Origin of the sequence: Peteryoungia algae, from assembly GCF_030369675.1 — a bacterium.
GTDB classification, from domain to species: domain Bacteria; phylum Pseudomonadota; class Alphaproteobacteria; order Rhizobiales; family Rhizobiaceae; genus Allorhizobium; species Allorhizobium algae.
Genome location: NZ_CP128477.1, coordinates 478,273 through 500,923, shown reverse-complemented (window position 1 = coordinate 500,923; position 22,651 = coordinate 478,273). Strand labels below are relative to the sequence as shown.

At 60.9% G+C, this 22,651-nt stretch carries 21 protein-coding genes and 3 tRNA genes; 2 read left to right on the top strand and 22 right to left on the bottom strand.

Annotated features, from left to right (window positions below; genetic code table 11):
* The 14 genes from QTL56_RS02565 to QTL56_RS02500 form a co-directional block, all read right to left on the bottom strand.
* Nucleotides 1-615, bottom strand: coding sequence for an NADH-quinone oxidoreductase subunit J (locus QTL56_RS02565; protein ID WP_245137105.1), 615 nt, complete (start codon nucleotides 613-615; stop codon nucleotides 1-3).
* A gap of 150 nt (nucleotides 616-765) precedes the next feature.
* A complete protein-coding gene (nuoI, locus tag QTL56_RS02560; RefSeq protein ID WP_147888484.1) occupies nucleotides 766-1,257 on the bottom strand; it encodes an NADH-quinone oxidoreductase subunit NuoI in 492 nt (163 codons plus the stop codon).
* A gap of 39 nt (nucleotides 1,258-1,296) precedes the next feature.
* Entirely contained in the window at nucleotides 1,297-2,340 is a 1,044-nt protein-coding gene (gene nuoH / locus QTL56_RS02555) for an NADH-quinone oxidoreductase subunit NuoH (RefSeq protein ID WP_229575949.1), read from the bottom strand.
* 12 nt (nucleotides 2,341-2,352) lie between these two features.
* Nucleotides 2,353-4,434, bottom strand: a complete 2,082-nt coding sequence (gene nuoG / locus QTL56_RS02550) for an NADH-quinone oxidoreductase subunit NuoG (protein WP_245137106.1) — start codon at nucleotides 4,432-4,434, stop codon at nucleotides 2,353-2,355.
* A gap of 141 nt (nucleotides 4,435-4,575) precedes the next feature.
* Nucleotides 4,576-5,406, bottom strand: coding sequence for a helix-hairpin-helix domain-containing protein (locus tag QTL56_RS02545; RefSeq protein WP_245137107.1), 831 nt, complete (start codon nucleotides 5,404-5,406; stop codon nucleotides 4,576-4,578).
* 12 nt (nucleotides 5,407-5,418) lie between these two features.
* Entirely contained in the window at nucleotides 5,419-6,723 is a 1,305-nt protein-coding gene (gene nuoF / locus QTL56_RS02540) for an NADH-quinone oxidoreductase subunit NuoF (RefSeq protein ID WP_245137108.1), read from the bottom strand.
* A gap of 11 nt (nucleotides 6,724-6,734) precedes the next feature.
* A complete protein-coding gene (locus QTL56_RS02535) occupies nucleotides 6,735-7,853 on the bottom strand; it encodes an NADH-quinone oxidoreductase subunit E (protein WP_245137109.1) in 1,119 nt (372 codons plus the stop codon).
* Nucleotides 7,854-7,871: 18 nt separating this feature from the next.
* Nucleotides 7,872-8,114 (bottom strand): hypothetical protein, encoded by a 243-nt coding sequence (locus tag QTL56_RS02530; RefSeq protein ID WP_245137110.1) that lies wholly within the window; start codon nucleotides 8,112-8,114, stop codon nucleotides 7,872-7,874.
* Nucleotides 8,114-9,304 carry an NADH-quinone oxidoreductase subunit D gene (locus QTL56_RS02525; protein WP_136558630.1) on the bottom strand — a complete coding sequence of 397 codons (1,191 nt, stop codon included), beginning with the start codon at nucleotides 9,302-9,304 and terminating at the stop codon, nucleotides 8,114-8,116. The genes QTL56_RS02530 and QTL56_RS02525 overlap by 1 nt, the downstream gene beginning before the upstream one ends.
* Before the next feature lie 17 nt (nucleotides 9,305-9,321).
* The gene (locus QTL56_RS02520) at nucleotides 9,322-9,924 is read right to left on the bottom strand and encodes an NADH-quinone oxidoreductase subunit C (protein ID WP_112242697.1); all 603 of its coding nucleotides are present in this window, start codon (nucleotides 9,922-9,924) and stop codon (nucleotides 9,322-9,324) included.
* Nucleotides 9,925-9,942: 18 nt separating this feature from the next.
* On the bottom strand, nucleotides 9,943-10,521 hold the full coding sequence (locus QTL56_RS02515; RefSeq protein ID WP_229575942.1) for a NuoB/complex I 20 kDa subunit family protein: 579 nt from the start codon (nucleotides 10,519-10,521) through the stop codon (nucleotides 9,943-9,945).
* Nucleotides 10,512-10,877 (bottom strand): NADH-quinone oxidoreductase subunit A, encoded by a 366-nt coding sequence (locus QTL56_RS02510; protein ID WP_006727567.1) that lies wholly within the window; start codon nucleotides 10,875-10,877, stop codon nucleotides 10,512-10,514. Before QTL56_RS02510 ends, QTL56_RS02515 begins: the two co-directional genes overlap by 10 nt.
* A 233-nt stretch (nucleotides 10,878-11,110) precedes the next feature.
* A tRNA-Asp gene (locus QTL56_RS02505) sits at nucleotides 11,111-11,187 on the bottom strand.
* Between the two features lie 63 nt (nucleotides 11,188-11,250).
* Nucleotides 11,251-11,327, bottom strand: a tRNA-Asp gene (locus QTL56_RS02500).
* Between the two features lie 338 nt (nucleotides 11,328-11,665).
* Between QTL56_RS02500 and QTL56_RS02495 the strand changes: the two genes are divergently transcribed.
* Nucleotides 11,666-11,741, top strand: a tRNA-Val gene (locus tag QTL56_RS02495).
* 264 nt (nucleotides 11,742-12,005) lie between these two features.
* Here QTL56_RS02495 and QTL56_RS02490 read toward each other — a convergent pair.
* The 7 genes from QTL56_RS02490 to QTL56_RS02460 all read right to left on the bottom strand — a co-directional run bounded on the left by QTL56_RS02490 (nucleotide 12,006) and on the right by QTL56_RS02460 (nucleotide 19,182).
* The gene (locus QTL56_RS02490; RefSeq protein WP_245137111.1) at nucleotides 12,006-13,058 is read right to left on the bottom strand and encodes a type I restriction endonuclease; all 1,053 of its coding nucleotides are present in this window, start codon (nucleotides 13,056-13,058) and stop codon (nucleotides 12,006-12,008) included.
* A gap of 218 nt (nucleotides 13,059-13,276) precedes the next feature.
* Nucleotides 13,277-14,179 carry a dihydrodipicolinate synthase family protein gene (locus QTL56_RS02485; protein ID WP_245137112.1) on the bottom strand — a complete coding sequence of 301 codons (903 nt, stop codon included), beginning with the start codon at nucleotides 14,177-14,179 and terminating at the stop codon, nucleotides 13,277-13,279.
* Nucleotides 14,180-14,276: 97 nt separating this feature from the next.
* Nucleotides 14,277-15,008, bottom strand: coding sequence for a GntR family transcriptional regulator (locus QTL56_RS02480; RefSeq protein WP_245137113.1), 732 nt, complete (start codon nucleotides 15,006-15,008; stop codon nucleotides 14,277-14,279).
* A 110-nt stretch (nucleotides 15,009-15,118) separates the two neighbouring features.
* Nucleotides 15,119-16,135, bottom strand: a complete 1,017-nt coding sequence (locus QTL56_RS02475; protein ID WP_245137114.1) for an NAD-dependent epimerase/dehydratase family protein — start codon at nucleotides 16,133-16,135, stop codon at nucleotides 15,119-15,121.
* A gap of 2 nt (nucleotides 16,136-16,137) precedes the next feature.
* Nucleotides 16,138-17,454, bottom strand: a complete 1,317-nt coding sequence (locus QTL56_RS02470) for a UDP-glucose dehydrogenase family protein (RefSeq protein WP_245137115.1) — start codon at nucleotides 17,452-17,454, stop codon at nucleotides 16,138-16,140.
* Nucleotides 17,455-17,660: 206 nt separating this feature from the next.
* Entirely contained in the window at nucleotides 17,661-18,986 is a 1,326-nt protein-coding gene (locus QTL56_RS02465) for an MFS transporter (protein ID WP_245137116.1), read from the bottom strand.
* Between the two features lie 31 nt (nucleotides 18,987-19,017).
* A complete protein-coding gene (locus tag QTL56_RS02460; RefSeq protein WP_229575935.1) occupies nucleotides 19,018-19,182 on the bottom strand; it encodes a DUF2256 domain-containing protein in 165 nt (54 codons plus the stop codon).
* Nucleotides 19,183-19,319: 137 nt separating this feature from the next.
* On the opposite strand from QTL56_RS02460, the gene QTL56_RS02455 reads away from it, so the two are divergent.
* Entirely contained in the window at nucleotides 19,320-20,306 is a 987-nt protein-coding gene (locus QTL56_RS02455) for an aldo/keto reductase (RefSeq protein ID WP_245137117.1), read from the top strand.
* Between the two features lie 78 nt (nucleotides 20,307-20,384).
* On the opposite strand, the gene QTL56_RS02450 is transcribed toward QTL56_RS02455, so the two are convergent.
* The gene (locus QTL56_RS02450) at nucleotides 20,385-22,583 is read right to left on the bottom strand and encodes an esterase-like activity of phytase family protein (RefSeq protein ID WP_245137118.1); all 2,199 of its coding nucleotides are present in this window, start codon (nucleotides 22,581-22,583) and stop codon (nucleotides 20,385-20,387) included.
* Nucleotides 22,584-22,651: the final 68 nt, after the last annotated feature.

The following is a 22,651-nucleotide window of genomic DNA, read 5'->3' as shown; positions in this document are numbered from 1 at the left end:
TCAGACGCCCTGGCCCGACTTGACCTTGACCACCTTGACGGAGGTTTCCGGCGTGCGGGCGACCTGGGCGGAGATGTCCTGGCGCTTGATGTTGGTGCGGTGGCGCAGCGTCAGCACGATCGCGCCGATCATGGCGACGAACAGGACGAGACCAGCGATCTGGAAAAAGAAGACGTAATCCGTGTAGAGCACGTCGCCGAGCGCCTGGGTGTTCTGCCGTTCCGCCACAGCCGGGATGGGCTGGGTGATGGCCAGCTTGGCCTCCGGGCTGATCGTGGTTCCGCCGATGACAACGACGAGCTCGACCGCAACGATGAGACCGATCAGCGCGCCGATGGGGGCATATTTCGCCGCCCCTGCCCTCAACTCCGTGAAGTCGATGTCGAGCATCATCACGACGAAGAGGAAGAGAACCGCGACCGCGCCGACATAGACGACGAGCAGGATCATCGCCAGGAATTCAGCTCCGGTCAGGAGCAGAAGGCCCGATGCGTTGATGAAGGTCAGAATGAGGAACAGGACCGAATGGACCGGATTCCGAGCCGATATCACCATGAAGGCCGAAGCCACCGCGACAAAGGCGAAGAGATAGAAAAAGAGAGCCTGAAGACCCATGTTGGTGCCTTTTCATCTTCCCCCGGACGAGGGCCCTGCCCCGCCGCCCGATAAGGCGTGACCGATATCCCCATCGGCACGCCCGTTACAAAATTCATGTTTGCCCCGGCGAAGCCCCGCGCTCCGCCCAAGACGATCGACCCCGAGGGATCAGCGGTAGGGAGAGTCCATCGCGATATTGCGCGCGATTTCACGTTCCCAGCGGTCGCCATTGTCGAGGAGGCGAGCCTTGTCGAAATAAAGTTCTTCGCGGGTCTCGGTGGCGAACTCGAAGTTCGGTCCCTCGACGATCGCGTCGACCGGGCAAGCTTCCTGACAGAAACCGCAATAGATGCACTTCACCATGTCGATGTCGTAACGCACCGTGCGGCGGGTGCCGTCATTGCGGCGCGGGCCGGCCTCGATGGTGATGGCCTGGGCCGGACAGATCGCCTCGCAGAGCTTGCAGGCGATGCAGCGCTCTTCGCCGTTCGGGTAGCGGCGCAGCGCATGCTCGCCGCGGAAACGCGGCGAAACCGGGCCCTTCTCGAACGGGTAGTTGATCGTCGCCTTCTGCTTGAAGAAGTAGCGCATCGACAGGAAGAATGCGCCGACGAATTCCTTCAGGAAGATCGAATTGATAGCCTGGGTCAGTGCAGCCATCTTGTTCTCCTAATCAGCTGAGTGTCCGGGCGGGCGTCATCACGCCCAACCCATCAGCTTCAGCACGAATGCAGTGATGATGACCATGGCGAGCGAGATCGGAAGGAAGACCTTCCAGCCGAGACGCATCAGCTGGTCATAGCGGTAGCGCGGAACGAAGGCCTTCACCATGGCGAACATGAAGAAGACAAAGCTGGCCTTCAGCACGAACCAGATGATGCCAGGTACCCAGTTCAGGAACCAGACGTCGACCGGCGGCAACCAGCCCCCGAGGAAGAGGATCGTAGTCAGCGAGCACATCAGCACGATGGCGGCATATTCGCCGAGCATGAACATCATGTAGGGGGTCGAACCATATTCGACCATGAAGCCGGCCACGAGTTCGGATTCGGCTTCCGGAAGGTCGAAGGGCGGACGATTGGTTTCTGCCAGTGCCGAGATGAAAAACACCACGAACATCGGGAAGAGCGCCAGCCAGTGCCAATCGAGGAAGGAGGCCGGGAGACCCATCATCGTACCAAGGCCGTCGTTCTGGGAAAGAACGATGTCGGTCAGGTTCAGTGACCCGACGCAGAGGAGCACGGTGACGATGACGAAGCCCATGGAGACTTCGTAGGAGACCATCTGCGCTGCCGAGCGGAGCGCTCCGAGGAAGGGGTATTTCGAATTCGATGCCCAGCCACCCATGATGATGCCGTAGACTTCGAGCGAAGAGACCGCAAAGACGAAGAGGATGCCGACATTGATGTTGGCGATCACCCATCCGGCATTGACCGGAATGACGGCCCAGGTCGCAAGCGCCAGTGTCACGGCAACGAGCGGTGCCAGCAGGAAGACGCCCTTGTTGGCGCCGGCCGGAATGACCGGCTCCTTGAAGACGAATTTCAACAGGTCGGCGAAAGACTGGAAGAGACCCCAGGGGCCGACGACGTTCGGGCCGCGGCGCAGCTGAACGGCCGCCCAGATCTTGCGGTCTGCAAGCAGAATATAGGCGATGAAGACGAGCAGGCTGACGAGCAGCAGAAGGGACTGCCCGATCATGATGGCCGCCGGCCACACGTAGGTGGAAACAAAATTATCCATGGTCCCCTGCCCTTACTCTGCCGCGGCCTTGAAATTGTTGCGGGCCAATGCCGAGCACTCTGCCATGACGGCCGAAGCGCGTGCGATCGGGTTCGTCAAATAGAAGTCTTTGACCGGCGACGCAAACAGAGACTTGCCCATCTTCCCGGGTTTTTTCGCCAGCGCAGCAATATCGGCCGAAGAGCCGGCTGCAATCTCGTCGATCTCGGCGAAATGCGGGTAGGCCGCATAGAGGGCGGAGCGCAGCTGCGACAGCGAATCAAAGGGCAGCTTCTTGCCGAGCACGTCGGAAAGTGCGCGCAGGATCGCCCAGTCTTCGCGGGCCTCGCCCGGCGCGAAGCCGGCGCGGTTGCCGATCTGGACGCGGCCTTCGGTGTTGACCCAGGTGCCCGACTTCTCGGTATAGGTCGCGCCCGGCAGGATAACGTCGGCATAATGGGCGCCGTTGTCGCCGTGGCTGCCGATATAGACGACGCATTTGGCAGTCTTGGCGGAGTAGTCCAGTTCGTCAGCGCCCAGCAGGAACACAACGTCGAGCGAGGTCAGCATGTCACCGGCGGCGACCGCACCTTCACTCGGCACGAAGCCGAGGTCGAGGGCGCCGACACGGGAGGCTGCGGTGTGCAGGACGGCAAAGCCGTTCCACTCGTCCGTCAGCGCGCCGACATCGGCTGCGAGCTTGGCTGCATTGGCGAGAACGGCCTTGCCATTGGCACCAGACAGCGCGCCCTGGCCGATGATGATCAGCGGGTTCTTGGCGGCCTTCAGCGCTTCAGCGAAATTGTTCTTGCCCGAGACGAGCTCGGCCAGGGTCTCGGTGCCGGCACCGAGGTATTCGTATGGGTAGCGGAGGTCGCCGCCCTCGCCGATCACGCCGATCGGCAGGCCGCCACGGCGCCAGCGCTTGCGGATGCGGGCGTTGAGAACGGCCGCCTCGTAACGCGGGTTGGCGCCAACGATGAGGATGGCATCGGCTGCCTCGATGCCTTCGATGCCGGCATTGAAGACATAGGTCGAGCGACCGAGCGACGGATCGATTGCCGTCCCGTCCTGGCGACAGTCGGTGTTCGACGAGCCCAGTGCGTTGACGAGTGATTTCAGTGCGAAGATCTCTTCGACCGAAGCGAGGTCACCGGCGACGGCACCGATCTTGTCGGCAGAGGTCGAGGCGACCGCCGACTTGATCGCGGCAAAGGCTTCCGCCCAGCTTGCGGGCTGCAGACGGCCATCCTTCTTGACGTAGGGGCGGTCGAGACGCTGGGTCTTCAAACCATCCCAGATGAAGCGGGTCTTGTCGGAGATCCACTCTTCATTGATCTGCTCGTTGACGCGCGGCATGATGCGCATGACTTCACGGCCACGCGTATCGACGCGGATCGCCGAACCCAGCGCATCCATGACGTCGACCGATTCGGTCTTGTTCAATTCCCACGGACGGGCCGTGAAGGCGAAGGGCTTGGACGTCAGTGCTCCGACCGGGCAGAGATCGACGACATTGCCCTGGAGCTCAGACGTCATTGCCTGCTCGAGATAGGTCGTGATCTCGGCATCTTCGCCGCGACCGATCAGGCCGAGTTCGGCAATCCCGGCAACTTCGGTGGTGAAGCGGACGCAGCGCGTGCAGTGAATGCAGCGGTTCATCACGGTCTTGACCAGCGGTCCGATATACTTGTCTTCGACGGCGCGCTTGTTCTCGGTGTAGCGTGAGCTGTCGATGCCGAACGCCATGGCCTGGTCCTGCAGGTCGCATTCGCCGCCCTGGTCGCAGATCGGGCAATCCAGCGGGTGGTTGATCAGCAGGAATTCCATCACGCCTTCGCGGGCCTTCTTGACCATCGGCGTGTTGGTGAAGACTTCCGGAAGCTCGCCATTCGGGCCGCCACGAATGTCGCGCACGCCCATGGCGCAGGAGGCTGCCGGCTTCGGCGGGCCACCCTTCACCTCGACGAGGCACATGCGGCAATTGCCGGCGACCGACAGCCGTTCATGGAAACAAAAGCGCGGAACCTCGGCGCCAGCTTCCTCGCACGCCTGCAACAGCGTGAAATGATCCGGAACCTCGATCTCTTTTCCGTCGATCTTCAGCTTAGTCATATTCGCCTTCCTGCCTCACGCTTCCGCGCATCCTGCCGTGGCATCTCTGCCGCGACTGGCAGCCTTCTCCGCACAGGATCAAAGGCCACCCGATTATCCCTCAAGCCCGGCGCAGCGCCCCCGCGCGGCCGAACCCTAATCTCACTTGCCTGACCGAGCCTTGCCGCCCGCCAACCGGCGTGCCTGACCTGCCCAGTCGTCTCGCAGCACGCGGCCGTCGAGACCCAAATCCTTGTCGAGCGCCGACAGCCCTGCTTCGTCCATGGACGCCAGATCCTGGAAGCGGGAAATCCCCCTGCCCTTCAGGACCTGTTCGACCTTCGGGCCGATGCCGTCGATCTTCTTCAGATCATCGGCCTTGCCAGCGATCGTCTTCGTCGCCTTCTTCGGCTTCGGCGCCGCAGCGGTTGATTCAACCCTGGCCTCGACCTTCGGCTTCACGTCAGCCTTCTGCAGGGCCTTCGCTTTCGGCGCTGCCTTGCCCTTCGGCGCAACCGTGGCCTCGGGCACAGCCCTGGCCTTCGGCTTTGCTGCGGCCTTTTCCTTTTGCGCAGGCTTCGGCTTTTCAGCCTTCGCAACCACTGCCTTCACTGGCGCCTTGGCCTTTGCTTTCGGCGCGATCGGCTTTGCGGCCTGCGCCTTTGCATTTGCCTTTGCTGCGGGCGGCTCTGTTCGAGCAACTCCGGCCGGCGCTTCCGTCTTCCCTTCAGGTGCCGCTGCCTTATCGGCTTCCGCTACCTTGCGTTCCTCTTCCAGCTGCCGCGCGAGCTGGCCGGTCACATCCATCGCGCCCTGGAGGGTGCCGAGGAAGAGCCTGCCCATCTGAGCCGCCATGCCCATACCAAAGGCCGTGGCGGCGGCCATGGCGGCCGCCGGGTTGGAGATGAAGTCGTCGAGACCCTCGGGAGCACGAGCATCCGAAGCCTTGTCGTCCGGCCCCTTCTTCCCGCCCTTGTCCGAAGAGCTCGTCATCCTCTTGTCCCCTTACTCTGCCGCTTCCATGACCACCCCGTGGGCGATCGCGTTGCGGGTGTATTGGTCGATGCGCTTTTCCATCTCTGGACGGAAATGCTTGATCAGGCCCTGGATCGGCCATGCGGCGGCATCACCGAGCGCACAGATCGTGTGGCCTTCCACCTGCTTCGTCACCTGGAAGAGCATGTCGATTTCACGCTTCTGGGCATTGCCCTTCACCATGCGCTCCATCACCCGCATCATCCAGCCCGTGCCTTCGCGGCACGGCGTGCACTGGCCGCAGCTCTCGTGCTTGTAGAAAGCCGAAAGGCGCCAGATCGCCTTCACGATGTCGGTCGACTTGTCCATGACGATGACAGCGGCAGTGCCGAGGCCGGAGCCCAGTTCGCGCAGGCCGTCATAATCCATGATGGCGTCCTTCATCTGGGCGCCCGGCACGCAAGGCACCGAAGAGCCGCCCGGAATGACGGCGAGCAGGTTGTCCCAGCCGCCGCGGATACCGCCACAATGCTTCTCGATCAGCTCCTGGAAGGTGATCGACATGGCATCCTCGACCGTGCATGGCTTGTTGACGTGGCCGGAGATCGAGAAAAGCTTGGTGCCGGCATTGTTCGGCCGGCCGAAGCTCGAATACCAGGACGCACCACGACGAAGGATCGTCGGGGCAACGGCGATCGATTCGACATTGTTGACCGTAGTCGGGCAGCCGTACAGACCCATGTTCGCCGGGAACGGCGGCTTCAGACGCGGCTGGCCCTTCTTGCCTTCAAGGCTTTCCAGAAGTGCGGTTTCTTCGCCGCAGATATAAGCGCCGGCGCCGTGATGCACGATGATGTCGATGTCGTAGCCGAGCTTGTTGTTCTTCCCAAGCAGACCGTGGTCGTAGCACTCGTCGATCGCGGCCTGAAGGGCTTCGCGCTCGCGCATGAATTCGCCGCGAACATAGATGAAGGCATGATGCGCATTCATGGCGAAGGAGGCGATGACGCAGCCTTCGATCAGGGTGTGCGGATCATGACGCATGATCTCGCGGTCCTTGCAGGTGCCGGGCTCCGACTCGTCGGCATTGACGACGAGGTAATGCGGACGGCCGTCCGATTCCTTCGGCATGAAGGACCACTTGAGACCGGTGGGGAAGCCTGCGCCGCCACGACCGCGAAGGCCGGACGCCTTCATCTCGTTGATGATCCAATCCCGGCCCTTTTCGAGGATTTGCTTGGTGCCGTCCCAGTGGCCGCGCGCCATGGCGCCCTTCAGGGACTTGTCCTTGAGGCCGTAGATATTCGTAAAGATGCGATCCTGATCTCTCAACATATCCTAACCTCTCAGCGCGGCTTCTTGCCGAAGACCTTGATGTATTCCGCTTCGCCGCCCTTTGCGAGCGCCTTGGCCTGCTTGACCCAGTCGTCCCGCTCGATGCGGCCGGAGAACTTGAGATAGGTGTCGACCCACTCGCGTTCTGCCTTCTTCCACTTGGCGATCTGCTCGAAGGTGTAGACACCGAGACCGTTCAGCGTGGCCTCGATCTTCGGGCCGACGCCCGAGATCATCTTCAGATCATCAGGCATTGCCGGACGGTCGATACCGGCGGGACGGTTCTTCTCGTCCACGACAGGCGCCGCTGCAGCTTCCTTCTCGACCGGGCGTGCCGTATCGGCATTGTCGCCCTTCTGCTTGACGTTCTCGGCAGCCGCCTTCTTGGCGGTTGCCGGCGTCTTCAGCTTCTTGTCGGTTTCCGGCGCATCGGTGACCGGCTTGGCCGCGTTGGCCGGCGGCACGGAGGCGTCTTCCGTCTTTGCCGGCGCCAGGGCGTCGTTGAAACGGATCGGCTGGATCTCGTCGGTCAGCGTGGTCGGGCCACCGACGGGTGCCGAATAGATGCGATCGACCTGCGGACCGGGCTTGATGTCAGAACCCTTGCCTGCAGCGAAACGATCAATGATGTGCTCGAACTGCGTGACCGTCAGATCTTCATAGGCATCCTTGAAGATCATCACCATTGGCGCATTGACGCAGGCGCCCTGACACTCGACCTCTTCCCAGGACAGCGTGCCTTCGGCATTGCGCTCGAAGGGCTCCGGATGGATGCGCGACTTGCAGACGTGAATGAGATCTTCGGCACCGCGCAGCATGCAGGGCGTCGTGCCACAGACCTGGATATGGGCCCGCGTGCCGACCGGCCGCAGCTGGAACTGGGTGTAGAAGGTCGCGACTTCCAGGACGCGGATATAGGGCATGTCGAGCTTTTCAGCGACATACTCGATCGCAGCCTTGGTGACCCAGCCTTCCTGTTCCTGTGCACGCATCAAAAGCGGGATGACAGCCGATTGCTGGCGGCCCGCCGGGTACTTGCGGATGGTGGCTTCAGCCCAGGTGGCATTTTCCGGATTGAAGGAAAAGCCTGCCGGCTGGAATTGCTCTTCGGCTAGTCGACGAACGGACATACTTCCTCACGCCTTGTCTCAGTTTATGGAACCACACCGCGTATTCGTCACATTGGCGAATTCGCAGGCATAGGCCGAATTGTCTTTCTGGAGGAATACGAAAAGCTTGGAGCCAGTCCAGCTCGAGCTTTTGATCTCATATCCATCCTCGAGCAGCTTGGCCATCGATACGGAACCCCTCGACGAGATCGCGCTGTTCTCCTGGGCCACCGCCTGGGTGGCGCCGAGACAGATCAGTGCTGCGACGAGGGACTTCAGCATCAGCGGTCAACTTCCCCGAACACGATGTCGAGCGAGCCGAGGATCGCGGAGACGTCGGCCAGCTGATGACCGCGGCACAGGAAATCCATGGCCTGCAGATGTGCATAACCCGGGGCGCGGATCTTGCAGCGATAGGGCTTGTTGGTGCCGTCGGAGACGAGGAAGACGCCAAACTCGCCCTTGGGGGCTTCGACAGCGGCATAAACCTCACCGGCCGGCACGTGATAGCCTTCGGTGTAGAGCTTGAAGTGGTGAATCAGGCCTTCCATCGAGCGCTTCATCTCGCCACGCTTGGGCGGCACGACCTTGCCGTCCAGCGAGGAAACCGGACCGGTCTTGGCATCGCCCAGCAGACGGTTGACGCACTGCTTCATGATCTTCACCGACTCGCGCATTTCGAACATGCGGATCAGATAGCGATCGTAGCAGTCACCATTCTTGCCGACCATGATGTCGAAATCCAGATCGGCGTAGCACTCGTAGGGCTGCGACTTGCGCAGATCCCAGGCAGCGCCGGAACCACGGACCATGACGCCCGAGAAGCCCCAGGCCCAGCAGTCGTCAAGGCTGACAACGCCGATATCGACGTTACGCTGCTTGAAGATGCGGTTTCCGGTGAGGAGATCGTCGATATCATCGAGCTTTTCCGGGAACTGGTCACACCATTTGCCGATGTCCTCGACGAGCTGGTGGGGCAGATCCTGGTGCACGCCACCGGGACGGATATAGGCGGCATGCATGCGCGAACCCGAGGCACGCTCATAGAACACCATGAGCTTTTCACGCTCCTCGAAGCCCCAGAGCGGCGGCGTGAGCGCGCCAACGTCCATGGCCTGAGTGGTGACGTTGAGCAGATGCGACAGGATGCGGCCGATTTCCGAGTAGAGAACGCGGATCAGCTGGCCACGAATCGGGATTTCGATGCCGAGCAGCTTTTCGACGGCCAGCGAATAGGCATGTTCCTGGTTCATCGGCGCGACATAATCGAGACGATCGAAATAGGGCAGTGCCTGCAGATAGGTCTTGGTCTCGATCAGCTTCTCGGTGCCACGATGCAGGAGCCCGATATGGGGATCCACGCGCTCGACGATTTCACCGTCGAGTTCGAGCACCAGGCGCAGAACGCCGTGCGCTGCCGGGTGCTGCGGGCCGAAGTTGATGTTGAAGTTGCGGACGTTGTGTTCGTTCATGGTCCCTGCCCTTCCGCTCACTTGGCCGCTTTTTCATCGCCAGGCAGCACGTAGTCCGTGCCTTCCCAGGGCGAGAGGAAGTCGAAATTGCGGAATTCCTGCTTGAGCTCGACCGGTTCGTAGACAACGCGTTTTGCGCTGTCGTCGTAGCGAACCTCGACGAAGCCGGTCGTGGGGAAGTCCTTGCGGAGCGGATGTCCTTCAAAACCGTAATCGGTCAGGATGCGGCGCAGGTCCGGGTGATCCGTAAAGAGGATGCCGTACATGTCCCAGGCTTCACGCTCGAACCAGTCGGCGCCCGGAAAGACCGGACAGGCCGAAGGCACGGGCTTGAATTCGCCGGTCGCGACCTTGATGCGGATGCGCAGGTTCTGGCGCGGCGACAGCAAGTGGTAGACCACGTCGAAACGGTCTTCGCGCTTGGGATAGTCGACGCCGCAGATGTCGATCAGGTTGACGAAGCCGCACTGGACGTCGTCACGCAGGAAGGTCAGAAGCGAGATCAGATTCTCCGACTTCGCCGTCAGCGTCAGCTCGCCAAAGTTGATTTCGCTCGACGCGATCAGCGCACCGCGCATTTCGGCGAGGTAGGAAGCGAGCTCGTTCAGGGCTTCACTCATGTTCTCAGTCCCTTCGCCTTACCGCTCGATCGTGCCCGTGCGCCGGATCTTTTTCTGCAGGAGCATCACGCCGTAAAGCAGAGCTTCTGCCGTGGGGGGACAGCCCGGCACGTAGATATCGACCGGCACGACGCGGTCGCAGCCGCGCACGACGGAATAGGAGTAATGATAGTAGCCGCCGCCATTGGCACAAGAGCCCATCGAGATGACATAGCGCGGCTCCGGCATCTGGTCATAGACCTTGCGGAGTGCGGGCGCCATCTTGTTGGTCAGCGTGCCGGCGACGATCATGACATCGGACTGACGCGGGCTGGCGCGCGGCGCGAAACCGAAGCGCTCGGCGTCGTAACGCGGCATGGAAAGCTGCATCATCTCGACGGCGCAGCAGGCCAGACCAAAGGTCATCCACATCAAAGAGCCGGTACGAGCCCAGTTGATCAACTCGTCGGTCGAGGTGACCAGAAAACCCTTGTCGGCGAGCTCATTGTTGATCTCGCCGAAGAAGCGGTCATCGGCGCCAAGAGGCTTGCCGGTGTTGGGATCGATAATACCCTTCGCCTGCGGCGCGATCATCGTATCGGACTGGATCACTCCCATTCGAGCGCCCCCTTCTTCCATTCATAGATAAAGCCGACGGTGAGAACACCGAGGAAAACCATCATCGACCAGAAGCCGAACCAGCCGATTTCACCGAAAGAGACTGCCCAGGGAAACAGGAAGGCGACTTCGAGGTCGAAGATGATGAAGAGGATCGACACCAGGTAGAAGCGGATGTCGAACTTCATGCGGGCATCGTCGAACGCATTGAAGCCGCACTCGTAGGCCGACAGCTTCTCCGAATCAGGCGCCTTGTAGGCCACGGCAAACGGCGCCACCAAGAGCGCGATACCGATAATCAAGGATATGCCGATGAAGATGGCGATCGGAAGGTAAGAACCGAGCAGTTCAGTCATCATATCACCCTGCTTGTCTCGCATGCCTGATGGCATCTAGGGCGGAGTCGACAAGCCGTAAATAGAGTTGCAACGCGCCGTGGTTAGCGCAGGCAGCCACCCAGCGCAAGTCCAACCAAAGCCTTTTCACCCGATACCCGAGGGCACCTTACCAGCGGGTAAAATGTGTGTCTCGCGCAATCGCGCGTGCGATGCAAAAAGTTGTGGTGGAGACTTTTTGGGAGTTTTAGAAGTGGCGCGAGTGACGGGGCTCGAACCCGCGACCTCCGGCGTGACAGGCCGGCACTCTAACCAACTGAGCTACACCCGCGCATTTCATGGGGTTGGTCCCATGTCTTCGCTGCCTGAGCAGCATGCCCTGAAGGCTTTGGAATGGCGCGAGTGACGGGGCTCGAACCCGCGACCTCCGGCGTGACAGGCCGGCACTCTAACCAACTGAGCTACACCCGCGCATTTCCAAATCGGGGTTCAAGGCGATCCCCGTCGAGCGGCTTGCCGTTCGATGACCGGCTCTCTACGGGGTTCATTTGGAGGTGTCAAGCAGCATTCAAAACAAATCCGCGACCACTCGATTTTTTGCCAATAGCCCTCCCCCACACCTCCTGCGGGCATCGTGTTCGCGACAACGCGCCGCAGGCGGAAAACAGGGATTCTCGTCGCTTATCCACATGGCGCGCTCACGCTGCATGACAAAAAAACAAAAAATCTGCATAATCGCTCTTGCGGATTTTGCCCGATCCGCATAGATCACGGCCACCGACGCGGCGGAGATGATCCGGTCAGCGCACGGGCGATTAGCTCAGTTGGTAGAGCGCCTCGTTTACACCGAGGATGTCGGCGGTTCGAGTCCGTCATCGCCCACCATTTTTCCCGATTTTCTCCAGTACGGGTTTTCGGCCTCTCCGCTTTTGGGGCTGCGTGCTTTTGTCTCGATTTACGAACAATTTGAGGCTTTGCGTTCCGTCCACGGTCTGATTGCCGCGATCTACCGAGCCCGATGCGGTCGGTGCAGCACCACACTTTTAAACAGTTCCGATTAACTCAGGCAGCACCGCGAATCGCTGCCAGAACGCTCTCGCATTTCGGAACAGTACGTGGCCATGCAGAGAGGTGGCGGACCGCGACGACTTATTCAGCGTATCTTCTGGCTGTAGCGCGCAAACGATCGGCGAAATCATAGATCTGATCGAGAGTGTCTACGATGACTCGTTCTTCGTTCTCACCATCGAAAAGGCCAATGTATTTCACTGAACGATTGAACCAAAGTCGAGCGAGTGGCTTGCGGTTGTTGTTGTCCACCAGGATGCCGCAATATGATTTCTGGTCGCGCATCACCACGCGCTTGGGGGCAATCGTATCACGCACTATGGCTTTGACGATCATATAGCCCTCTCGCTCCTCATCAGTGGTTACAACATCCGGCTCTTCTTCAACGGGTATATCGATCTTTTCGATAACTTCCTCTGTATCTGCGAGAGCACTCGAAAGTCGGCTTTTGACAGTGTCCATGATCACTTCGCGGAAAGCTGCCCTTACGACACCCGTAAACATCTCCCTGACTTGCGCGGTCATTCTGCCCTCATAAACGCTCGCCGACACCAGTCTGACGAACTCCTCGGTGGGCTCTTCCACGAGCTTAGATATGACTTGTTTCACGCCGGAGGTGTACTTGAGCCGCTCTGCCGTGGCCAAAATCGCGTTGACGTCAAACGCCGCCTTCTCGAACTTCCTCAGCTCAGAGAGAATGCCGCTGTTAAAGTCTGCAATATCAAAGACGAAGAACGGACGGCTATCCAGTTTGTTAGGCGCATCAAGGTCTGTGTAGAAATTGAAGGTCCTACCGTTAGTAAGGATCGCAAACTTCGCATTGGTCACGCTGAAGTAGCGGTAAAGCTGATCGAGGTGTTTTTTCTCCAAGCTGACGGAGATTGGTTTGCACTCAATCAGAATACGGATCTCACCGTCGATCTTAATCGCATAATCGACCTTCTCACCCTTCTTACCGACAGCGTCTGCAGTGAACTCAGGGACCACCTCTGAAGGATCGAATACGTCGTAGCCGAGTGACCTCAGAAATGGGAGAACGACCGCCGTTTTGACGGCTTCTTCGGTGGCCATGGTGCTCGAGTGTGATTTTACGCGCTCCGATATCGCGCGAAGGCTTTCTTCTAGTGTGCTCATGTGCCCCCCCTCTGGTTGTCCCAAAGTTACCCAAGGCTGCAATGAGGTCAACTGTTTCAACCGATTCTAGATTCCATCCACTCCCTCGCCATGGCAGCTACAGTTAACGCGCAGCCGGTTGCTCATGTCCCCACTGCCTAACTCGGCGGGACACTAATGCAAAAAAAAGCCCGCCGGATCGCTCCGACGGGCCTTCTTTGCATTGCTCTCTCTGCAGCTTACTTCCCGCCGATTGGCCTAGTCGCTGCCGCCTTCTCGACCATATCAGTCACTTCGGCACGGCGTGCACCCTCAAGCGGCATGCGCGGCATGCGGACGCGCTCTGACCCGCGGCCCATGATCTGCTCAGCGAGCTTGATCGACTGGACGAGGTCGTGTTCGGCGTCGAGATGCAGGAGCGGCATGAACCAGCGGTAGATGCGGCGCGCTTCCACCCAGCCGCCACGGTCGGCGGCAGCGACGAGCGCGACCGATTCGGCCGGGAAGGCGCTGGTGAGGCCGGAGACCCAGCCCTTGGCGCCCAGCATCAGGCCTTCGAGCGCCACGTCGTCGAGGCCGGCGAAGATGTCGTAGCGGTCGCCGAAGGCGTTGATCAGGTCGGTGAAGCGACGCGGGTCAGGCGCGCTTTCCTTGACGGCCTTGATGTTCTTCACGCCGTCGAGCGCTTCCAGCACTTCCGCGCCGATGTTGACGCGGTAGGCCGGCGGGTTGTTGTAGAGCATGATCGGCAGGCCGGTCGCTTCGGCCACCGTCTTGAAATGAGCGACGAGTTCGTGCGGCTTTGGCACATAGACCATGGCCGGCAGAAGCATCAGGCCATCGGCGCCGATCTTTTCCGCATCGCGGGCATAGGCTGACGCGCGGCGCGTGTCGAATTCCGATACGCCGGTGACGATCGGCACGCGGCCGTTCACCACCTCGACGGCGGCCTTCAGGATGGTGCGCTTTTCTTCCGGATCGAGTGAGTTGTTCTCGCCGCAGGTGCCCATGACGATCAGGCCGTTGACGCCATCGTTGACGAGGGCGTCGAGCACGCGCTGGGTGGCGTCAATGTCGACCGAATAGTCTTCGTGGAATTGAGTCGTTGCGGCGGGGAATACGCCGTGCCAGCCGGTGGTCATGGGAAACTCCTGTTGATGAGGTGTATCCACCGTATACAGTTTGTCGACAAAATCAAGGGGCGCCTGTTAGGGGCTGCGGGAGCGGTGTTTGGCGAGTTCAGAGGTTGGGGAGTTGTGCGGCGGCGGCAATATTGCGCGCCACATAATCCTGGATCTGGCGCACGATCTGGTCGGCATGGGCGACCGACAGCCTGTCGGCCCCCTCCACATCGCCTGATCGGATCGCCTCGATGATCTTCTCGTGTTCCTCGACATAGCGGCGTGGCAAGCGATCGTCGAAGGTCTGATAATAGAGGCGCAGGATCCGGCGCCCCTCGTCCAGCAGGCGAGCGAAGAAGGATGTGTAATAGGGATTGCCGGCGCGCTCGGCGATGGCGACGTGGAATTCGCGGTTTGCCTCGATCATGGCAAAGGCGTCCTGTGCTTCCACGGCTTTTGCGAAGCTCGCCTGATGACGGACAATTTCGGCCATCCAAGCATCGCCCGAACGCTGGGCAGCACCACGCGTGGTCACACGGTACATCAGGCAGAGCGCCTCGAAATAGGTCGGCAGGCTGGAAAAATCGATGACGGCAACGATCGTGTTGCGGTTGGGCAGACTGGTGACCAGCCCCTCGGAGGTGAGCCGCAGCAGCGCCTCGCGAATCGGTGTGCGCGACATGCCGAAATGTTCGGAGAGACGCGTTTCATCGAGCGGACTGCCCGGTGCGCGCTCCATGGTCAGGATTTCGTGCCGCAGCGCCTTGTAGACCGATTCGGTGCCGGAGCCGCGTGTGCGTGGCCCCTCAGCCTTGCCGTTCTCGGTGTGTGCGCTGCCTGTCTCGTCCATGCCCGTCGTCTCGCTCTCCCGGCAACCGCCGCAGCCTGTCATTCGGCGTCAGAACAGCGGTTAATGGCCGCGAAAGTCAAGGCTGGCATTCAAGCGGCGGAGTGAGTCTCTTACCCCTGCAATTCCGGGCGGGCCTCGAGATACCATTCGACGAAGGCTTTCACGCCGTCTTCGAGTTTTGTGGTTGGCGTATAGCCGGTCAGCGCCTGCAGGAGATCGGGTGCCGCATAGGTGCGCGGCACATCGCCCTTCTGCATCGGCAGCATGTTGCGGATTGCCGGCTGGCCAAGCGCCCGCTCCACCATTTCGACGAAGTCCATCAGGTTTTCCGGCTGGCCGCCGCCGATATTGACCAGGCGGTAAGGCGCCTGGCGGGAGAGCGTCTCGATCCCCTCATCGGCGACGCGATTCGATTCGTCCGGGATGACATTCGAGATCCTGACGATCGCCTCGACGAGATCGTCGATATAGGTGAAGTCGCGGCTCATCTTGCCTTCGCCATAGATCTCGATCGGCTGGTCGTTCAACATCAGATCGACGAACTTGAACAGCGCCATGTCCGGCCGGCCCCATGGGCCATAGACGGTGAAGAAACGGAAGGCCGTGGTCGGCGTCTTGTAGAGATGGGCATGGGCATGCGCCATCAGCTCCATCGACTTCTTGGTGGCGGCATAGATGGTCAGCGGCTCGTCGGCGCGGTCCGTCTCGCGGAATGGCACCGTCGGATTGGCACCATAGATCGAGGAGGTGGACGCGAGCATCAGGTGCTTGACCTTGTGGCGCTCGGCAAGCTCGATGATGTTGTAGGAGCCGGTGACGTTGGACGTCAGATAGGATTGCGGGTTTTCCAGGCTGTAGCGTACACCCGCCTGGGCCGCGAGGTGGATCACCACATGGGGCTTGGCCGTGGCCATGGCGTCTTCGACCGCCGAACGATCCTCGAGCATGGCAATGACCGGCTTGAAGGCCGGATACTGCGCCAGGGCCGCGTGGCGCATGTGCTTGAGCTTGACGTTGTAGTAGGGCGTCATGCCATCGAAGCCGGTGACCTCATGTCCGTCCGCCAAAAGCCGGCGGGCGAGATGGAAACCGATGAAGCCGGCTGTGCCGGTGATGAAGTAATGCATGCTCAGGCCTTTGCGGTCCGCTTGCCGATCGGGAGGTGCTTGAAGCCGTATTTCGCCATCTCCTCCGGCTTGTAGATGTTGCGCAGGTCGACGATGACGGGTGCCTTCATCTCCTGCTTCAGGCGGCGAAAATCCAGCGCGCGGAACTCGTCCCACTCGGTGACCACGACGATGGCCTCGGCATCGGTCGCAATCTCGTAAGGGTTCGTGCCATAAGTGACAGGGCCAAGTACGGCCTTGGCCGCCTCCATGCCTTCGGGATCGAAGACATGCACGTCGGCGCCACCATCGAGCAGCGCCTGGACAATGGTGATGGCGGGCGCATCGCGCATGTCGTCGGTGTTCGGCTTGAAGGTCAGGCCGAGCACGGCGATCTTCTTGCCGCGCACAGTGCCGTCACAGGCGGCGATCACCTTGCGGCCCATGGCGCGCTTGCGGTTGTCGTTGACCATCACCGTCGTCTCGATCAGGCGCAGCGGGCTGTCGAAGTCCTGCGCCGTCTTGACCAGCGCCAGCGTGTCTTTCGGGAAGCAGGAGCCGCCATAGCCGGGCCCGGCATGCAGGAACTTGTCGCCGATGCGCTTGTCCATGCCGATGCCCTTGGCCACTTTCTGAACATCGGCACCGATATTCTCGCAGAGATCGGCGATCTCGTTGATGAAGGTGATCTTCATCGCCAGGAAGGCGTTGGCGGCATATTTGATCAGTTCGGAGGTGCGGCGTTCGCAGAAATAGAGCGGCGCCTCGTTGAGATAGAGCGGACGGTAGACTTCTCGCATCAGTTCGGTGGCGCGTTCGTCGCCCGTGCCGATGACGATGCGGTCGGGACGTTTGAAGTCGGAGATGGCGGCCCCTTCCCGCAGGAATTCCGGATTGGAGACGACGGCAATGTCCTTGTCCGGAAATTCCTCGCGGAAGATGCGCTCGATCTCGTCGCCGGTGCCGACAGGGACCGTGGACTTGGTGACCACCACCGTAAAGCCGGTGACGGCGGCTGCGATTTCGCGCGCGGCGGCGTAGACGTAAGTCAGGTCGGCATGACCATCGCCGCGGCGAGACGGCGTGCCGACAGCAATGAAGACGACATCGGCGTTTGCGACGGGGCCAGCCAGATCAAGCGAGAAGCTCAGGCGGCCGGAAGCACGGTTATGGGCAATGATCGCTTCGAGCCCCGGCTCGAAGATCGGCACTTCGCCGCGCTCCAGCGCCTCGACCTTTTCGGTCGACTTGTCGACACAGATCACCTCGTGACCGAAATCCGCCAAACAGGCTCCCGACACCAGGCCGACATAACCCGAGCCAATCATCACAATGCGCATTGAACACCTATCCTGACCATGATTGCATCCGGCTGCCGTCCGTTCCGCTATGGCGCGTAGAACACGACGCTGAGATGACAAACCTGTTAAGTCGCGCAGAATTCGTCATCGCATCCGAATTGATCCGCGACGATGCGAGGAAATCCTGCCCCCCGTCTCGGTCTAGCCATCGATAGCAAATCTGTCAAAACCCATTGACGGGACGGTTAACCGAGCGGCGTGAGGTTTGCCCGCAGCCTTTGGTGTGCGGCTTCATCGAGCGAGAAATTCCACATCAGGGTGATCGCGGCGAGCTTGGGAAGGATGGGCAGGAAGGCGTAGAGGGCGGCCAGCATCGTCAGTGCCTCCGGCGTCTGGGCCGCCGACTGGCTTCCGATGAATCCGGCGAGGTCGAGCAGTGGGAAGACGATGCCGGCGGAGAGTGCGACCGCTAGCTTGGTGATGAAGCTCCAGGCCGCGAAATAGAGGCCGGAGCGCTGTTCGCCGGAGGCGACCGTGTCATTGTCGATGACGTCGGCCTGGATCGCCGGCGGCAGTGTCAGGTCGAATCCGAGCAGCAGGCCAGTGACGACGCAGACGATCGTGAAGGCGAAGACATCTCCCTCACCAAGGAAGCCGGCAACCGAGAAGACCGCGCAGGCCAGCATCATGGCGAAGCACCAGGCGCGATGCTTACCGAGGCGCCGGGCGGTTGCAACCGCCAAGGGAACGCCGGCGATGGCGCAGAGAAAATACGTGAAGAGCAGAGGCCCCTGCAGGGCCGGCGCACCGAGGCGCTGCCCTACGAAATAGATAAACAGCGAGGCTGGAATGGCATTGGCAAAGCTGTTCAGCAGAAAGGCGGAGGCCAACCGCAGGAACGGGCCATTGGCGCGCAGATGGCGAAACCCCTCCCGCAAGGATAGCTTGCGCCGGGAGAAGTCCACCGGCTCGGGCACGGTGGTTGCGGCGAGCAGACCCGTCAGCGGCAGCATCACGGCAATGAAGACGGCGATCCAGGCGAGGCCGTGAAAACCGATCGCCGTGTCGAGCCCCCCGACGAACGGGAGTGTGATGGCGATCAGCGATCCAATGAGCGTCGCCCCCTCCCGATACGCCGAAAGCTTCACACGCGCCTGGTAGCCGGTCGCGAGTTCAGCCCCCCAGGCCGTGTAGGGCAACAGCGACCAGGTGGAGCCGATGGAGAGCGCCACGCCCCAGAACGCGAGATAGCCGATGCTGGCATCCTCCGGCGGCCAAAACAACATGAAGGCCGCGAGCGCCGTCAGCGGCGTGGAGATCAGGAAAAAGAAACGGCGGCGGCCGAAGCGGGATCGTACGCGGTCGGAAAGCCAGCCGAACAGGGGATCGGTGACCGCGTCGATCAGACGGATGCCGAGCAGCACGATACCGATCGTTGCCAGCGACATGGCGAAGTGATCTGCGTAAAAGGTCGGCAGAACGATGTAAAAGGGCAGCGCTATGGCGGCCATGGGGATCGCCGGCAGGGCGTAAAGCACGAGGCGAGAGGGCGCCGGAGCCTGGTGTGTCATGATATCCCGATCAATTGGCTGTCTCAGACGTCTACGACTTTGCCGCGCTTGCGGTTTTACCGGAACGACGGCAGCGTTCGGAACAGTAGATGACGCTTTCCCAGTTGCGCTCCCACTTCTTGCGCCAGGCGAAGGGTCTGCGGCAGGCGGGGCAGGTCTTGTCGGGCAGATCGCCCTTGCGGATCATCTTCGGCATTTCGCTCCCTCGCTTCCTGCGCTGCAATTCGCATCTGAGGGCTGAGCGGATCACTTCAGGACAATCAAGCTGTTGAAGCTTGCCACCCCCTGCCCCACTTGCTAGCTCGAAGCCACAATCACGGGAGAGACATCACGATGCGAGAACATAAATTTGGCCGGACGGAATTCACCGTCAGCGATATCGGCTTCGGCGCATGGCAGATCGGTGGGTCCTGGGGCGAGGTTTCCGAGGCCGACGGCCGGGCAGCGCTCAATGCGGCCCTCGATGCCGGCATGACCTTCATCGATACGGCTGACGTCTATGGCGACGGCCGGTCGGAAAAGATCATCGCCGAGGTGCTGAAGGCACGCGGCGGCGAGCGGCCGATGGTGGCGACCAAGGCCGGTCGCCGGCTGAACCCGCATGTGGCTGACGGTTACACCAAGGCCAATATCGAGGCGTTCATCGACCGCTCGCTGAAGAACCTGGAAATCGACAGTCTCGATCTCGTGCAGCTGCACTGCCCACCGACCGAAGTCTATTATCGACAGGACATGTTCGAGGGGCTCGAAGAGATCCGCAAGGCCGGCAAGATCAAGCACTACGGTGTCTCGGTGGAAAAGGTCGAGGAAGCGCTCAAGGCGATCGAATATCCGGGTGTGGCTTCGGTGCAGATCATCTTCAACATGTTCCGCCAGCGTGCCGCCAGCCTGTTCTTCCAGGAAGCCAAGCGCCGCAACGTCGCCGTCATCGCGCGCGTGCCGCTGGCAAGCGGGCTGCTTTCGGGCAAGATCACCGCGAGCACACAGTTTGCTGCTGAAGACCACCGCAATTTCAATCGCAATGGCGAGGCCTTTGACGTTGGTGAGACCTTTGCGGGCGTGCCTTTCGAGACAGGTCTCGCGGCGGTCGAGGAAGTCCGCAAGCTGGTACCATCAGGTGCCTCGATGGCGCAGTTTGCTCTGCGCTGGATCCTGATGCATGAGGCCGTCACGGTCGTCATCCCCGGCGCCCGCAATGGCGAGCAGGCCAAAGCGAATGCGGCAGCGTCCGATCTGGCAGCCCTGTCTGCCGATGTCATGGCTGCATCGCGCGACGTTTATGAACGCCTGATCGCGCCGCATGTGCACCACCGCTGGTAAGAGGCGGACGCTCTCAAAAGGACGAGGCCGGGTGAGCGATCACCCGGCCTCTCTTTTATCAAGACGTCGATCCGTCGATCAGTTCGTGCCCCGCAGGTTCACTTCCCAGAACAGCGTTTCGCCGGACGAATCGTCCACACCGTCGTTGTCGGTGACCGCAAAGGCCTTGCCCGAGGCGTCGAAGGCAAAGCCTTCGAGCTTGTCGACCACGTAGCCATTGGTGGCGGCCTTCAGATCCGGAATGAAGTCGTGGACTTCTTCCTTGGTGACGGTCGGAAGCTGCTCGCCGAGCTTGGCGGGCTTCAAATCGGCGACGGCAACTCGGAAAAGCTTCTTGAGCTTGGCGTTGTCGCCGATCTGGTTGTCGCGCTCGACGATATAGACATAGTCGCCGTGGGCGGTGATTTCCGACAGGCCGACCCAGCCTTCAGCGGCCTTTTCCAGCGGATAGCGAACGGCGCCCCATTCCTTGGACTTGGGGTTGTAGGAGAGGAGCTTCACCGAGCCCTTCTCGTCGTCACCCCATTCACGCTGAACTGCCATCCAGAGGGTCATGTCGTCACCGGTGCCGACACTGGTGACACCTTCGAGGCCGAAGCGGGTCTGGCCTGCGAGCAGTTCAACTGGGAGGCCGATCTCGGCCTTGATCTCACCCTTGGCATCGACATTGTAGAGGCCATGGCCGACGAGCTTGGCAGAATCGCCTTCCGAGGCCAGCCAGAAGCCGCCCTTGCCATCCAGCGCGATACCTTCGAGATCGAGCTTCTGGGCAGCAGCGCCGCCGCGGGTGACCGGCAGAGCCGAGGTGATGACGGCCGGCTTCTGCGTTGCGTCGATCGTGTAGATGGTCGGCTGCATCGCATAGAAACTGTCATTGACCGCATAGAGCGTGCCTGCCTTTTCGGCATCGCCGACGAGGCCAGACAGAGCGCCCCAGCCGATCGGTGCACCATCGACCATGGCCGACTTCAGCATTGGATAGGCAGGCGTGCCTTCAGCCAGCTCATAGAGCATGACATGCGAGCGCGGGCCGCCATCTTCGCCGAGGTCCACCTCGTTGGCGGTGACCAGCAGGTTGCGCGACGGAATGGCAACGGCGCCTTCCGGCGACACACCGGACGGCAGAAGCTGTGTCAGTTCCGGCTCGGCGCCGGTGTCCTTGTAGACTGCGGCGATCGAGGAACGCTCGGACAGAACGAAGAAGTAGTTCTGATCGCCGAAGGTTGCGACTTCCAGGCCTTCCGGCTCGACGCCCTTGGACTTGGCACGCTTGTCGGGAAAATGACCGATCTGGGCGATGGCCATTTCCAGCGACGGACCGGACTCATAGGCAACCTTGCCGGTCTTGTCGAAGATGGTGAAACTGCGCGAGCCACCGTTCCAGTCGCCTTCATTGGCAATAACCAGACGGTTGTCGTCGAGCCACTTCACGGCATCAGGCTCGCGCGGAACGCCTTCCCTTGTACCGGTGAACTTGAGTGCTCCATCCGACTTGGTGTCGATACCTTCAAGGTCGACCGTACCGGCAGAAAAGTGGGCCTTCACGTCACCGGTCTTGCCGTCGACGATGGCAATGTGGTTGTTTTCCTGCAGCGTCACTGCGATTTCGCCGAGGCTGTTGATCGCGACGAATTCCGGTTCCGGATCCTCAGGTGCAATCTCGGCAAGATCGGTCAACGCGACGCGCTTCATCGAGCCGCAATCAGCAACGCCATCATTGAGCGACAGGATGACGAGGTCACCGGCCGGCATCTGCGGCAGGGCGCCATCGTTCAAGTCTTCGTCACGCTCGTTTTCGATGGCGATGGCGATGAATGAGCCGTCCTTGGCCACGGCGACCGAATCCGGCTGACCGCCGATATCGCAGGTGGCATCGACAGCCTTCGAGGCAATGTCCACGATCGCGAGCTTGCCCGACGGGCTGGTAAAGTTCTCGGAGGTGTTGACCCCGACGAGTACCTTGCCGCCAGCGACAGCCACGGAAGTCGGCTCGCCGTCCATCATCACAGCGCCCGCAGCCTTCGGTGCCCTGGCGTCCGTGATGTCGATGAAGCCGATGCCACCGAGCGGGCTGTCGGAGTAGATCAGTGTGTTGCCGTCTTCCGAGGCGGTGATGATCTCGGCAGAGGTGGTGGTCAACTTGTCCTTGTCGGCCGGCAAATTGGCGGCGACCGGGAAGGCGGCAATGCGGTTGAAAACCTGTTCGGCAGCGGCCGGCAGGGCCACGGATGCAAAAAGCGCCGCCGTCAGGGCGACGCGGGAGAGACCATGGGTCATCGGGAAACCTCCAGTATCCAGAAATGGAACAAGAGGTTTCTGGGGCAGTCGGGTGACAGTCGGATGAC